Source organism: Paenarthrobacter aurescens, from assembly GCF_025421775.1.
Lineage (GTDB): Bacteria > Actinomycetota > Actinomycetes > Actinomycetales > Micrococcaceae > Arthrobacter > Arthrobacter aurescens_B.
In genome coordinates, this window is sequence record NZ_JAOEFX010000006.1 from 74,510 (window position 1) to 87,582 (window position 13,073).

At 62.0% G+C, this 13,073-nt stretch carries 15 protein-coding genes; 8 read left to right on the plus strand and 7 right to left on the minus strand.

The genetic code is table 11. The features are described from left to right. Positions 1–80: 80 nt before the first annotated feature. Positions 81–773, plus strand: a complete 693-nt coding sequence (locus tag N7568_RS13950; protein ID WP_261610397.1) for an ankyrin repeat domain-containing protein — start codon at positions 81–83, stop codon at positions 771–773. On the opposite strand, the gene N7568_RS13955 is transcribed toward N7568_RS13950, so the two are convergent. From N7568_RS13955 to N7568_RS13965, 3 genes are read right to left on the minus strand one after another with little or no spacing between them, the layout of a single operon-like run. Continuing rightward, on the minus strand, positions 770–1,972 hold the full coding sequence (locus tag N7568_RS13955; protein ID WP_261610398.1) for an acetyl-CoA acetyltransferase: 1,203 nt from the start codon (positions 1,970–1,972) through the stop codon (positions 770–772). The genes N7568_RS13950 and N7568_RS13955 overlap by 4 nt on opposite strands. Continuing rightward, positions 1,969–2,667 carry a CoA transferase subunit B gene (locus N7568_RS13960; RefSeq protein ID WP_261610399.1) on the minus strand — a complete coding sequence of 233 codons (699 nt, stop codon included), beginning with the start codon at positions 2,665–2,667 and terminating at the stop codon, positions 1,969–1,971. The genes N7568_RS13955 and N7568_RS13960 overlap by 4 nt, the downstream gene beginning before the upstream one ends. Positions 2,668–2,687: 20 nt before the next feature. Next, positions 2,688–3,419 carry a CoA transferase subunit A gene (locus N7568_RS13965; RefSeq protein WP_261610400.1) on the minus strand — a complete coding sequence of 244 codons (732 nt, stop codon included), beginning with the start codon at positions 3,417–3,419 and terminating at the stop codon, positions 2,688–2,690. Positions 3,420–3,642: 223 nt separating this feature from the next. On the opposite strand from N7568_RS13965, the gene N7568_RS13970 reads away from it, so the two are divergent. Continuing rightward, positions 3,643–4,362: an IclR family transcriptional regulator gene (locus tag N7568_RS13970; protein WP_261610623.1), complete on the plus strand. Its 720-nt coding sequence runs from the start codon at positions 3,643–3,645 to the stop codon at positions 4,360–4,362. On the opposite strand, the gene N7568_RS13975 is transcribed toward N7568_RS13970, so the two are convergent. Continuing rightward, positions 4,359–4,931 (minus strand): GNAT family N-acetyltransferase, encoded by a 573-nt coding sequence (locus N7568_RS13975; protein WP_261610401.1) that lies wholly within the window; start codon positions 4,929–4,931, stop codon positions 4,359–4,361. The genes N7568_RS13970 and N7568_RS13975 overlap by 4 nt on opposite strands. 183 nt (positions 4,932–5,114) lie before the next feature. Between N7568_RS13975 and N7568_RS13980 the strand changes: the two genes are divergently transcribed. The 6 genes from N7568_RS13980 to N7568_RS14005 all read left to right on the plus strand — a co-directional run bounded on the left by N7568_RS13980 (position 5,115) and on the right by N7568_RS14005 (position 9,509). Then, on the plus strand, positions 5,115–5,291 hold the full coding sequence (locus tag N7568_RS13980) for a hypothetical protein (protein ID WP_261610402.1): 177 nt from the start codon (positions 5,115–5,117) through the stop codon (positions 5,289–5,291). 39 nt (positions 5,292–5,330) lie between these two features. Further along, positions 5,331–5,918, plus strand: a complete 588-nt coding sequence (locus N7568_RS13985; protein WP_261610403.1) for a hypothetical protein — start codon at positions 5,331–5,333, stop codon at positions 5,916–5,918. Positions 5,919–6,100: 182 nt separating this feature from the next. Beyond that, positions 6,101–6,961, plus strand: a complete 861-nt coding sequence (locus N7568_RS13990; protein ID WP_261610404.1) for a peptidoglycan-binding domain-containing protein — start codon at positions 6,101–6,103, stop codon at positions 6,959–6,961. Next, positions 6,952–7,557: an ATP-binding cassette domain-containing protein gene (locus N7568_RS13995; RefSeq protein ID WP_261610405.1), complete on the plus strand. Its 606-nt coding sequence runs from the start codon at positions 6,952–6,954 to the stop codon at positions 7,555–7,557. The genes N7568_RS13990 and N7568_RS13995 overlap by 10 nt, the downstream gene beginning before the upstream one ends. Then, entirely contained in the window at positions 7,554–8,633 is a 1,080-nt protein-coding gene (locus N7568_RS14000; RefSeq protein ID WP_261610406.1) for a hypothetical protein, read from the plus strand. The genes N7568_RS13995 and N7568_RS14000 overlap by 4 nt, the downstream gene beginning before the upstream one ends. Before the next feature lie 186 nt (positions 8,634–8,819). After that, positions 8,820–9,509, plus strand: a complete 690-nt coding sequence (locus N7568_RS14005) for a fasciclin domain-containing protein (RefSeq protein ID WP_261610407.1) — start codon at positions 8,820–8,822, stop codon at positions 9,507–9,509. Between the two features lie 86 nt (positions 9,510–9,595). On the opposite strand, the gene N7568_RS14010 is transcribed toward N7568_RS14005, so the two are convergent. From N7568_RS14010 to N7568_RS14020, 3 genes are all read right to left on the minus strand, one after another. Then, positions 9,596–9,790, minus strand: a complete 195-nt coding sequence (locus N7568_RS14010) for a hypothetical protein (RefSeq protein WP_261610408.1) — start codon at positions 9,788–9,790, stop codon at positions 9,596–9,598. A gap of 43 nt (positions 9,791–9,833) precedes the next feature. After that, positions 9,834–11,864, minus strand: a complete 2,031-nt coding sequence (locus N7568_RS14015; protein WP_261610409.1) for a BCCT family transporter — start codon at positions 11,862–11,864, stop codon at positions 9,834–9,836. A gap of 383 nt (positions 11,865–12,247) precedes the next feature. Next, positions 12,248–13,054: an IclR family transcriptional regulator gene (locus N7568_RS14020; RefSeq protein ID WP_261610410.1), complete on the minus strand. Its 807-nt coding sequence runs from the start codon at positions 13,052–13,054 to the stop codon at positions 12,248–12,250. Positions 13,055–13,073 lie beyond the last annotated feature (19 nt).

A 13,073-nucleotide genomic window follows, 5' to 3' on the forward strand; every position in this document is an offset into this window, starting at 1 on the left:
CCATGAATCCTCGTGGAGTTTTTGTACAGATACCGCCCTTATGGAAGCGTTTTAGGGGCGTTTTCTGTACAAAAACTCCCGTGGTTGGGGCGGGATTGCTGGTGCTTGCGCTGCTGTCCGGATGTACGACGGCGGCAACCCCGCAGTCCGGCGCGCAGGCTTCCAGCCCGCAGCCTTCCAGCCCCGTCCCGACTCCCGCAGCCCCCACCTCAACCGCGGCGTCGAGCCCAAGTCCCGGCCCGGCGTCGTCGAACGCGTCGCCGCCCAAACTCTCACCGGAGGTCCAAACGGAAACCGACCAGCAACTGATCCTCGCCGCGAAAGCCAACGATGTGGCGAGGGTCCGCGAACTGATCGCGGCCGGCGGCAACGTCAATGCCAAGGACGACATCCAGGACTCAGCGTTCCTCTACGCCGGAGCCGAAGGCTTCAACGAGGTCCTTCAGTTGACGCTGGCTGCCGGAGCCGATGTACGCAGCATTAATAGGTACGGCGGCACGGCCCTGATCCCGGCGAGTGAACACGGGCATACGGAGACGGTCCGGATCCTCATCGCCGCCGGTGTGCCCGTGGACCACGTCAATAATCTTGGATGGACCGCCATGCAGGAAGCCATCCTGCTCAACAACGGCGGCCCCAAGCAGCAGGACGTGGTCCGGCAACTTCTCGCGGCCGGAGCCAACCCGAACATCCGCGATCCCCAGGGCCGAACCGCCCTGCACAATGCAGAGCGGCTCGGATTCAAGGAGATCGCGGCGCTGATCCGGGGCTAGATGGCCTCCAGCACGCTCACGTAGTTGGCGATGCCCACGCCGCCCATGTTCTGGACGGCACCCCGACGGGCATTCGGGAGCTGCATGTCGCCGGCCGTGCCGCTGAGCTGCATGGCCGCGATGACGTGCTGCGACACACCCGTGGCACCCACTGGGTGGCCCTTTGCTTTCAGGCCGCCGGAGACGTTGATGGGCAGCCTGCCGTCCTTGAAGACCCACCCTTCCTGGACGGCGCGACTGCCTTCGCCGCGCGGTGTCAGGCCCATGGCTTCGTACATGATGAGTTCCGCGATGGTGAAGCAGTCGTGGACCTCGGCGAAGTCCAGGCCCTCAATGCCGACGCCTGCCATGGTGAATGCACGCTCCCACGACGCCCTGGTGGCGGCGAATTCGGTGGGATCGCGCTTCTCCGCCGGGAAGAAGTCGTTCGCGTGGCCAAAACCAGCCAAGCGCACAGGTGCGGTTGCGCCTCCGGTTGCCGACGTTGAGAGCACGACGGCGGCCGCTCCGTCCGAGACCGGCGAACAGTCCGTGCGGCGCAAGGGCTCGGCCACCATGGGGTTCTTCTCGGAAATGGTCCGGCAGAACTCTACGCCGAAGTCGCGGTGCATCTGGGCATACGGGTTGTCCATGCCGTTGTGGTGGTTCTTGGCGGCGATGGAACCGAGAACGTCGCCCAGCGATTCACCCGCTATCTTTGCCCCGTAACGCTTGTCGTAATGCTTGGCCACCTCTGCGAACAGGCCCGTGAATCCCGTGCTGGACGCCTTGCCGGCCATTTCGTAGGAAGCTCCGAGGAGGGCTGCCCCCACCACATCCGCGCCGGCGTCGGTCATCTTCTCGGCACCGATCACCAGCACGTTCCGGGCGGTTCCGGCGAGTACAGCCTTCACTCCTTGCTGGAACGCCGCTGAGCCGGAAGCACAGGCGTTCTCCGTGCGGGTGGCGGGGACGTTGGCGAGGTCTGCGGAGAGCTGGAGGGCCAGGGACGACGTGAAGCCCAGTGGCTGCATGCCGGAGTTGAACTGGCCGAGGTAGATCTCGTCGATGTCCTTGGGGTCCAGCCCGGAGTTGCTGATTGCTTCGCCCGCCACTTGGACGATCAGTGATTCCAGGGTGTCATCAGCCAGTTTGCCGAACTTGCTGTGCCCCCACCCGGTGAGCAGGATGTCTTTGCCGAACTGGTCTTTCAAGCTCATGCGTGTGCTCCTTCGAGGGTGTTTTCCTGTGCTTTTTCGAGGGCGACCGCAAACTCTGCGTCCGTCCTGCTGCGGACTTCCTCAACGGTGATGCCGGGGGCGAGACGGGTCAGGCGCAGCCGGGCGCCGCCGTCGTGCGTTTCTTCATCCGGTGCGATATCGAAAACCGCCAGATCTGTGATGATCCGGTCAACGCATCCGAGCCCGGTCAAGGGGAGGGTGCATTCGGTGACGATCTTGGCCGCGCCATCCTTGGCGTTGTGTTCCGTAAGAACAACCACCCGCGGCGTTCCCGCCACCAGATCCATCGCACCGCCCATGCCTTTCACCATCTTTCCCGGGATGGTCCAGTTTGCGAGGTCGCCGTTGCCGGACACCTGCATCGCGCCCAGGATGGCCACCTTCACGTGCCCGCCGCGGATCATGCCGAACGAGGTAGCGGAGTCGAAGATACTCCCGCCGGGGGTGATGGTTACGGTCTGCTTCCCGGCGTTAATGAGGTCAGCGTCTTCCTCGCCTTCGTAGGGGAAGGGGCCCATACCGAGCAGGCCGTTCTCGCTTTGAAGGACCACCCGTACGCCGTCGGGCAGGTTGTTGGCCACCAGCGTGGGGATGCCGATCCCGAGGTTGACGTAGTCGCCGTCGTTCAGTTCTTCGGCCGCAATCGCTGCCATTTCGTCGCGTGTCCATGCCATGGTGATGTGCTCCTTTGCTTCTAAACCGTGAGGGCTTCGGCCCGCTGCACTTCAGGGCGGGGCCGGACCGTGCGTTGTTCGATGTCCTTGACGCGATCGGTCGCCTGCACCAGCCGTTGGACGTAGACGCCCGGGGTGACGACGTGGTTGGGGTCCAGCTCGCCCGGCTGCACAATGACTTCGGCCTCGGCGATGGTCACCTTGCCTGCGGTGGCGACCACGGGGTTGAAGTTCCGCGCGGTATAGCGGTAAATCAGGTTGCCGTCTGTATCTGCCGTGTGGGCGTGGACCAGCGCGACGTCGGCAGTGATGGCGCGCTCGCGGACGTACGTCACGCCGTCGAACTCTTCCAGCGGTTTGCCTTCGGCAACCAAGGTGCCGACGCCGGTCCGCGTGTAGAAGGCGGGAATGCCTGCGCCGCCGGCGCGGAGACGCTCGGCGAGGGTGCCCTGCGGCGTGAACTCGACCTCCAGTTGGCCGGCCAGGTACTGCTCAGCGAAGAGCTTGTTTTCGCCGACATAAGACGCGATGACCTTCCGGACCTGACCGGCTTCGATCAGAACGCCGAGTCCCTTGCCGTCCACGCCCATGTTGTTGGAGACGATGGTGAGGTCCTTCGCACCCGACTCGCGGACGGCGTCTATCAGGTCGGCGGGGATGCCGCTGAGGCCAAAACCCCCGACGGCGATGGTCAGGCCATCTGCCATCAGGTCATGGAGCGCCTGGGCTGCGCTCGCGTGGATTATGGACATTCTGGACTCCTCATTGAGTGTGGCTGGATGGTATCCACTTTGTGGACTCGTTCCCTCTGCACTGGAGCCTAGGTTCCTTCTGGGGGAGTGGTCAACGAGCGGGGGTATTGGCTACTCACGGTGTGGACGCTAGGCTGGAAGGTGTCCATATTGTGGATGAATTCTTCGAAAGGGTCCCGTGGCGGTGCAAGGAGCGCAGGTTGTAGGCAGGGTGGCCTTGCTGATGCGACTGGTGGGGCGCAAACCGGAAGGGACGTCCCTGGCGGGCTTGGTCCGTGAATCCGGGCTTACGCGTCCCACCGTCCACCGGCTCCTGACGTCGTTGGCTGCCGAGGGCTTGCTTGAACACCACTCCGGCACCGGGAAATGGGTCCTGGGCCCGGAGATCTTCCTGCTGGGATCAGTAGCTGCTGCTCGTTTCCCTATGGAGGACATTGCCCGGCCGTCCCTGCGCAGATTGGCTGCGGAGACGGGGGAGAGCGCGTTCTTCTCGATCCGTCGCGGGAATGAAACTGTGTGCGTGTTGCGCGAAGAGGGCTCGTTCCCGGTGAGGTCCTTTGTGCTGCACGAGGGCGTGCGCTTTCCGCTGGGAGTGGCCTCTGCGGGGACGGCCATCATGGCTTTCCTACCGACTGACGAACAGGAATCCCTGCTGGGGGACTGGCCAGGACATGCCGGCGACTTCGCCCTGGGGCATCCTGCTGCCGTGGTGCTGGACAACCTGGAACGGACGCGGCTGACGGGTTACTCCGTCAATCCCGGGCTGATCTTGGAAGGAAGCTGGGGGATGGGCGCCGCCGTCTTCGACCAACAGGGACGGCCTATGTGGGCTCTTTCCTTGACGGGGATCGAGCCCAGGTTCCGGGCGGACCGTCAGGAATTCCTGGGCAAGCTGTTGCTCGAGGAAGCCCACCGAATGACGGCCAGGTTGCAGGGCGGCTAGCTGAGGTCGAGGCGCATCAGCACCCGGGGGAAGCCGTTGAGCACGGAGGTCGTCTCAGCTACCTTCTTGAAACCTGCCTTCTCGAAGAGCTTCCGCGTGCCTACGTAGGCCATGGTCAGATCAACCTTGCCGCCCTTATTGTCCACGGGATAACCCTCAATGGCGGGCGCGCCGTGGCTCTTGGCGAAGTCGATGGCTCCGCGCAGGAGTTCATGGGAGATGCCTTTGCCGCGATGCCCGGGCCTGACACGGATGCACCACACCGACCACACATTGCTCTCGTCCATGTGGGGGATCTTGCGGTTCTTCGCGAAAGTGGTGTCCGCGCGGGGGTGGACTGCTGCCCACCCGACTACTTCGTCGCCGTCGTAGGCCAACACGCCGGGAGGCGGGTCCTCTGAGACCAGCTTCTTCACGAACTTCCCGCGCTCCTGTTTCTGGAGCTCCTGGTTCAGTTTGGACGGGATCCTGTAACTCAGGCACCAGCACACGTTGGAATCAGGGCTCTTGGGCCCCACCATGGTCTTCACGTCATCGAACTCTGTTGCGGGCCGCACTTCGATTGCCATGGCGCCCATCTTGTCACTGGCCTGCGAACCTGCGCTAGACACTCCGCCGTGATATTCAAGCCCCCTGCCAATGAGTTATCCACAGGCGTTGTTAGTGTGACTTGTTGCCCCGAAAGGTGAAGGCCTAGGTTCGCCGTACAGCAGCGACGACAAACGCCGCTGCATTAAAAGGGCGGTATTGGCATGTCTGTTCCTACCTTTAAGAAGAATTCCGCTGCTGCAGCCGTAACAGGCCTCTTGGTCGTCGGAACGATGGCTGCGGTTGCCCAGCCTGCAGCCGCAGTAGAGGGACGCTGCAGTGAGTCCTGGCAGTTGATGAACTATGCCAACATGACCTCCTACGGTTGGGCTCGGGTGTAGCAAGCCATGACCCGTCCTCATCGCTACAGGCGACATGCCGTGATCCTCTTCGCCACGGCACTATCGATCGCCGGTTGTTCGAGTGATGGGAACGCCGAGGAAATCGGCCCACAGGGCCGGCAAAATTCAGAGACCCCGGATTTTTCCGGGCCCTGGGCCGATTACTTCCGCTCCGCCTATTCTGCTGCTACTACGGATCTTCAGCGGGAGGTTCTGTCCGATGAGAAAATCACGGAACAAGAAAACAATGAGGTCAGGACCGCCTTTGTGTCCTGCATGGCTGCGTTTGATATCCACGTGGAACTGCAGGAAAAGGATTCAATCAAGTCTGTAGCACCGTCGTCGATGACCGACGCCAAATACAACGAAATAAGCAATGATTGCAGGGCAGATACATCGGGTCAAATATCTGGTCTCTACTACCAAATGGGTCGGAACCCTGACAATAGGGATGAGTTCGCCATTATGGCCGAGTGTCTGGCCAAAAGCGGTTTAGCGGAACCCGGGTATTCCGCGCAGGACTACGAGGCGGGGTTCAAAGAGCAAAAATATTCCTTCGACGCCGAAGACTCCAGGTTCCGGTCCTGCAGTTTGGATCCACTTAATCTCGAAGGAAGCGCGCCTTGAGGGACTGGATAGTTGCAAGGAATACCAGGGGCGGAAGACTGGTGCTTCTGGCTGTCATGGTAGTTGGCTTGTTTGCTTTCGCACTGGGTCTCAGTGTCGCGCCCAAGCCTGATGCCTTGGCCTCCCTGGGCCCGGCCAGAAGCGCAACGGTCTCTCCCACAAACTTTAAGGACTCCCGGACAGTGCAAATCGCTGTGGAGCAATCAGGGCCACAAGTGGTCACTTCCGGAGTGGAGGGTGTGGTGACGGCATCGGCGTGCAGTGAAGGAAGGCCTTTGCAATCGGGCGCCAGCCCGTTCGCCGTGGACGGTATTCCGTTGCTCGGCCTTGCGACGGAAACCCCACTCTGGCGCGACCTTCACGTCGGCGAGTCCGGCGAAGACGTGCGTGCCCTCCAGACCGAGCTGACCAGGCTTGGACATACGGTGGAAGTGACAGGGACTGTCTCCTTTGGCACCGTGGATGCGTTCGCGGCCTTGTTGACCACGACGGATCCCGACGCTGCGATGGGACCGGCCATCCACCTGAAGCGAATTGTTTGGTTACCCCGCAACGAGCCGGTGGTGATCAGATGCCCTGTCGCGTTGGGGTCGAGGATCAACAAAGGACAATCGCTGGCCGATTTCCCTCCTCTGGCGACGGGGGCCAGAGTCACTAACATTCCCTCCGACGCTGCGGAAGGCAAGCGCCGGATTATTGTCGATGCCTCCGCCTTTGCCGTATCAGCAGACGGACGGATTGAGGACCCTGCGGCACTGACTGGGCTTATGCGGCTGCCGAGCTTCGCATCAGCCCAATCGACCGATGGCCAAGCGGGGTTCGCAGCGAAGTATGAGTTGACCGAGGGCGTGCCGGTGCTGAGCGTTCCTCCAAGCGCTCTTTTCGACGTTGAGGACTCGGACGGCTGCCTGACCTCCGGTGGGGTAGTTCACCGGGTCACAGTTGTTGGCTCCCAGCTTGGGACCACCTTCGTTGCAGGAGAAGGCATCATGCATCTCACTGAAGTCGATCTTGCACCAGACCTGGCTGCGTCATGCAGCTGAGCCTGGTGGAGGTGCAGTGCGTCTTTGGCGGCCAGCCACCTCTCTTCGCGGACTTGAGCTACGACTTTGTGGAGGGTCGTAAGTACGCCCTGACGGGCCCGTCTGGTTCAGGAAAGAGCACTCTCCTCAGCATTATTGCCGGCTGGATGCCGCCAAGCTCCGGAAGGGTGATCCGGGACCAGATAGACCGGATTTCGTGGGTCTTTCAGAACCCACATGGAGTGGGTCCCCGCACGGCGCTTGATCATGTAGTTTTACCGCTCCTGGCCCAGGGGTATTCAAGGAGCGATGCCGAGGGGACCGCGCTGGAACTGATGGCGTCGGTTGAACTGTCGGTGGTGGCGGACCGCCGGTTCAGTGAGCTTTCCGGAGGGGAAGCCCAGCGGCTGATGCTCGTCCGCGCCATGGCGGCCCGCCCCCAGGTGCTGTTGGTCGACGAACCGACGGCTCAGCTGGACCCCCGGACCGCGGCTTCTGTGAATAGTGCACTGCAGGCGGTATCAGCACGCGGATGCGTGGTCATCGTGGCGACACACGATCCCGCCACCCGCGATGCGTGCCATGTAGTACTCGATTTAGGGGCGTTGCGTCCTTGAACTGCACGGCAGTGCTGAGCGAGGCCTGGCGGAACATTGTGACGGGAGCTTCCCGTGGTGTGTGGTTTGCGGTGGCTCTTGCCGTCGTTGGCACCGGTTTCGGGGCGGCGGAAGTGGCCAGCGCCAGCAGCCTGGTGGCGCAAGCCGAGGCTTTCCAAGGGGCAGGTGCGAACATCACTACACTCGTGGCTGCGGGAGCCATCGATGGACGCAGCTGTGAACAGTTGAAAGACCTGCCAGGAGTGTCAGCGGCGGGTGCGTTGCGAAGCTCAGGAGAGATGAGGATCTTGACGCTGCCCGGCTCCACGGTACCCGCCCGGGAAGTAACGACGGGTTTCCTGCCGGTCCTGGGCGCCCAGCAGACGTCTGGAAGTGGCCTTGTTGTTTCCACGGAGGTCGCAGAACAGTTTGGTCTGACAGCATTGGGTGCCGGTAGCCGGCCTGCTCTTCTGACAACGCTCGGCGATGCTGCCGTCGCAGGCATTTACGACTACCCGGCCGACGGTAGACGGCCCGGATTTGGATATGGAGTGCTGCAGCCCGTCCCTCCTACGGGTCTCTTCGACGAGTGCTGGGTCCGGGCGTGGCCGCAGTCCCAGGAAATACGCACGCTCATCCGTTTGTCCATGGTCCCGGTGGATGAAACGGCGGTCATGGAGCCTCCGCTCGTGAGCCAGTTGAATACCCGGCACGGGCTAACCTTCAACGGGCCTGCCGTCTTCGAAGAACGAATCTCCCGTTTCGGGGCCATGGCAGCTTTCGCTGTCAGCGTGGCCCTGGGTTTTATCTCCGTTCGCAGCCGCCGGTTGGAACTCGCTTCTGCCCGGCACAGCGGTGTCCCGGCCCTCAGCCAGGCACTTCAGATGGTTGTTGAATCCACGGTGATAGCAGCCACCTCACTGGTGCTCGCTGTCTCCGCAGTGCTCTCCATGGCTCATTCAGCGGATTCTGCGGCCTTGGCTTTGCTGGGAATCAAACCGCCAGTGGTCGCGGCGGCCGCATTTGTTGTCGGCGCTTGCTCAGGTGTGTTTTTCACCAAGGAGAAGCACCTTTTCCAGTACTTCAAGAACAGGTAGCCAGTGGTTCGGCGCAGGACTTGGCTTGGTTTAAAAAACTTTTTCAATCCGCACCCATCCATGCCGTCCTACCCTCCGAATAGCTGGTGAGACACAAACCGCCGGTGTAGCAAAAGCCGCACCTGCAGCCCGTGTCCCACCACCCAATGGATCCAACGCCCTGGTTCCAAAAACAAGGAGAATGACATGTTGTCCACAAAGCGCCCCGCCCTCGCCTTCGTTGGCCTCACTGCAGCCGCCCTTCTCGGTCTCACTGCCTGTGGTGGTTCCAGCACACCTTCATCCTCGTCGGCAGCTCCGTCCTCCGCGCCGGAGACGTCGTCGGCCATGCCGTCTGCTTCGCCATCGTCCTCCGCCATGAGCAGCGCCGCCATGGATCCGGCCGCTAACCTTGTGGGCCCCGGCTGCGCCGGTTACGCCGCACAGGTTCCGGACGGTGCCGGTTCGGTAACGGGTATGGCCAAGGACCCGGTAGCCGTAGCAGCATCGAACAACCCGCTGCTCAAGACCCTGACCGCCGCGGTCTCGGGCAAGCTCAACCCCAAGGTGGACCTGGTTTCCACCCTGAACGGCAGCGAATTCACGGTGTTCGCACCGGTTGACGATGCCTTCGCCAAGATCGATCCCGCAACAATCGAGACGCTCAAGACGGATGATGCCCTGCTGAGCAAGATTCTCACCTACCACGTAGTCCCCGGTCAGCTGACCCCGGACCAGATCGTCGGCACCCACAAGACTGTGCAGGGTGGCGAAGTGACGGTTGCCGGCACCAAGGATGCCCTCACGGTTGACGGAGCGTCCAACGTGATCTGCGGTGGCGTCCAGACCGCCAACGCCACGGTCTACCTGATCGACTCAGTGCTGATGCCGAAATAAGCCTTAGCCCTGACCCAGCATTAAACGAAAGCAGGCGCCGGAATCCGGCGCCTGCTTTGTTGTGTTGCGGAGTGTTGTGGCGAGGCCTAGCGGCCGAAGTCACTGTCGACGTAGGAGCCGGTCCTGTTGTGTTCCGATCCGCAGGGGCAGTGGTCAACCTCAATCCGGACTGTCATTGGCTTGGATGAGTCCAAGGTGAGGGTCACATCCTCGCTGGCTCGGGTAGCGCGATTGGCCTGGGTGTTGAGACGGAGGGTGCCTGGGGCAGAGGTTTTGGGCATGGTGGACCTTCCTGATGTGTGAATGGTGTTGGCCGGAGCCGGGCTATTTGTCGTCGGATTCCAGCTGGGGTTTGCCAACCAGGGGGATGGTTCCCGTGGGTGTTGCTCCGGCGCAATCGGACTCCGTGCATTTTTCGGCGCAATCGTGCCTGGTGACGAGGTCAAACTGAACGCCGCCGTGTTGCTCGACGCCAGTCCGGATGGCTCGTTCCACCACTGAGGTGGCCAAGCGTTTGTGCAATTGCAGGGGATCGCGGCGAAGGTCCTTGACCAAGGCGAAACAGAGCAACAGCATGACGACCACAAAGGGCAGGGCGGCCACAATGGTCACTCTTTGCAGGCCTGACAAGGCTTCCGATGGTTTATCGCCACCGGCAAGCAACATGACCGCTGCCACTGCACCGGTGAGGCTTCCCCAGAAGATCACCACTCCTCGACGCGGGTGCTCAGCACCATTGGAGCTGAGGGATCCCATGACGATGGAAGCTGCGTCGGCACCCGTGACGAAGAAGATCGCCACCAGGACCATGGCCAGGACAATGACGGCTGCGGTCAGCCAACCGGGCATACCCAGGTTCTTGACGAGGTCGAAGAGGGCGCCATCGAAGTTGATGGAGGGAGCGCCGTCCACCATGGTCACAAGCCCGGGAGTGCCGGCCTTATCCGCCTCTTGCTGAACGTGGAAGGCAGCACCGCCGAAGATGCCGAACCAGATCACGCTGACTACGCTCGGCACCAGCAGTACGCCGGTGACGAACTGGCGGATGGTGCGGCCACGGCTGATGCGGGCGATGAACATTCCCACGAAGGGCGTCCAGGAAATCCACCAGGCCCAGTAGAAGATGGTCCAGCTGGTCATCCAGCTGCGCAGGGAGTCGTCTCCCACGGCTTCGGTACGCGAGGACATTTCAGCCAAATCCCTGGCGTAGTCACCCACGGCTGAGGGGATCAGGTTGAGGATGAACAAGGTGGGTCCGGCGACGAACACGATCAGGGCCAGAACAACGGCCAGGACCATGTTGATGTTGGACAGCCACTGGATGCCGCGGCTGATGCCGGAAACAGCTGATGCCACGAAGCAGAAGGTCAGGATGGCGACGATGACCACCAGTACCGGGGTGCCGATCTCACCCAGCCAACCGTTGGACGTCATGCCGCTGCCGATCTGGAGGGCACCGAGGCCCAGCGAGGCGGCAGTTCCGAAGAGCGTGGCGAAGATGGCCAGGATGTTGATGAACTTGCCGAGCGGCCCTTCCACCATGCGGATGCCAAAGAGCGAGGTGAAGGCCGCGGAAACGAGTTGCTTGCGGCCCAGGCGGTAGGTGCCATAGGCCATCGCGATGCCAACTACGGCGTACATGGCCCAGGGATGCAGGGTCCAGTGGAAGATCGAGGTAGCCATGGCGGTCTGAATGGCCGCGGGTGTGCGACCGTCCACTGTCCCGGGTGGGGGTGAGATGTAGTGGTACAGCGGTTCGGCAACACCGTAGAACATGAGCCCGATGCCCATGCCGGCGGCGAACATCATGGCTATCCAGGAAATGGTGCGAAACTCGGGCTTCTCGCCGTCCTTGCCCAGCGGGATGTTGCCGAACTTGCCGAGGGCAAGCCACAGGACGAAGACGACGAACAGGGAAGCGAGGACCATGAAGAGCCAGCCGGTGTACTCCATGACCCAGTTCAGGGCGCCCTTGGAGGTAGCGGAGAGGCTGTCCCGTCCAACAAAGCCCCAGACCACGAAGGCGACGGCGATGGCGCCCGTGATCCCGAAGGTGACTTTGTCGAGGGTAAGTTTGCGGTTCCGGCGGGCCGAGACGGCCTGCTCGGTCTTGGCGTGGCGCAGCTCTTCCATGATTTGTTCGTGTTCTACGGAATCGGAGAGTGAATCTGCGCCTCCGTCCTCAGCGTTGAGGGCTGCCAGGTTGGTGTCGTCGGGGGAGACACTGATGACTGCTTCAGGGTTCTCCGCGTGGGCAGGGTTGGTTGGGCTGGCTGCACCCGGGGTTTCTGCCACGGAACCGTTGGCAGGTAATTCCTCGGGTGTCAGATGTTTTGTGTCACTGTTTGTAGCCATGAGCGGGTCCTTTGCTCGGCGTGTCATGAGCCTGCATTTCTACGAGGCCTTGGTGAATGGGTCGATGGGAAGGTTGGGGCTTCCTCCGATCCGATGGTCATGGCGGGCCGTGGCGCCTCCCCGGGTGCGCGGTCACGGAGCGGGCAGGCGATAGGGATGATGCACCTCTTCTGGTTCGTGGGACGGGGGCTGTTGAGTGCTCCAAGCCGTGTTCCGCAGGAATCAACAACATCCGCGCTATGCAACAGAGTGCGCTCCGTCACATGCAAAGTCAAGGGATCCGCGCTCTTTAACAGCATATTGATATATCAATTGGCTGGAAGTAAAACGTTGCGTATCATGGGTTGCGTTGCGAATAGTGCGTCAGTAGAAGGCCTTCGGGGCTAGCGCCGCCTGTAGCCCATCCGGGTACTGATAGCCAGTCCGGCTTCCCGAAGGCCCTCAATAAGCCCAGGCTGGTCCTCCGGCGAAAAGCGGAACGCTGGTCCGGAAATACTGATGGCGGCAATGACGCTTCCCGCGTGGTTGAAGATGGGCACCGCGATGGCAGTGAGGCCAATTTCAAACTCTTCGTGGACTGTGGCGTACCCGTTGCGGGCCACGTCCAGCAGTTGCTTTTCCAGCTCCCCGCGGTTCGTTACGGTCCGCGGCGTACGCGCGGGCAGGCCCACTGCTTTGAGAATCTGGTTGCGTTCGTCGGCGGTCAGCGCGGCAAGCAGGACCTTTCCACTGGACGTGGCGTGCAACGGCGTCAGGCTGCCCACCCAGTCGTAGGTGGCAAGGGTTGAGGGTCCCATTGCCTGATCCACGTTGACGGCATAGTTGGATCGCAGGACGGCCAGGTTGACGGTCTCCTTGTACTCGGCCGCCAGCGCCTCCAGGACCTCCCGTGCTTCATGCACCACGCTCAGACGGCCGGGAATGGAAGATGCCAGGCGGAGGATCCCAAAGCCCAGCTGATACTTTCCGCGCTCACTGTTCTGCCGGACGATGTCCCGGTTAACCAAGGAGCCCACCAGCCTGGACACGGTGGATTTGTGGATGCCCATTTCTTCCGCGATTTCACTGACTCCGGCATCGCCTTCACGGGCCAGGATTTCCAGGATCTGGAGGGCGCGGTCTACTGACTGGACCCCTCCGCCCTGGGCGTCTGCGTCCTTATCAGAGTCAGGGTTGTTGCGTGCGGCCATGGTGCCTCGTGTCCGTTGT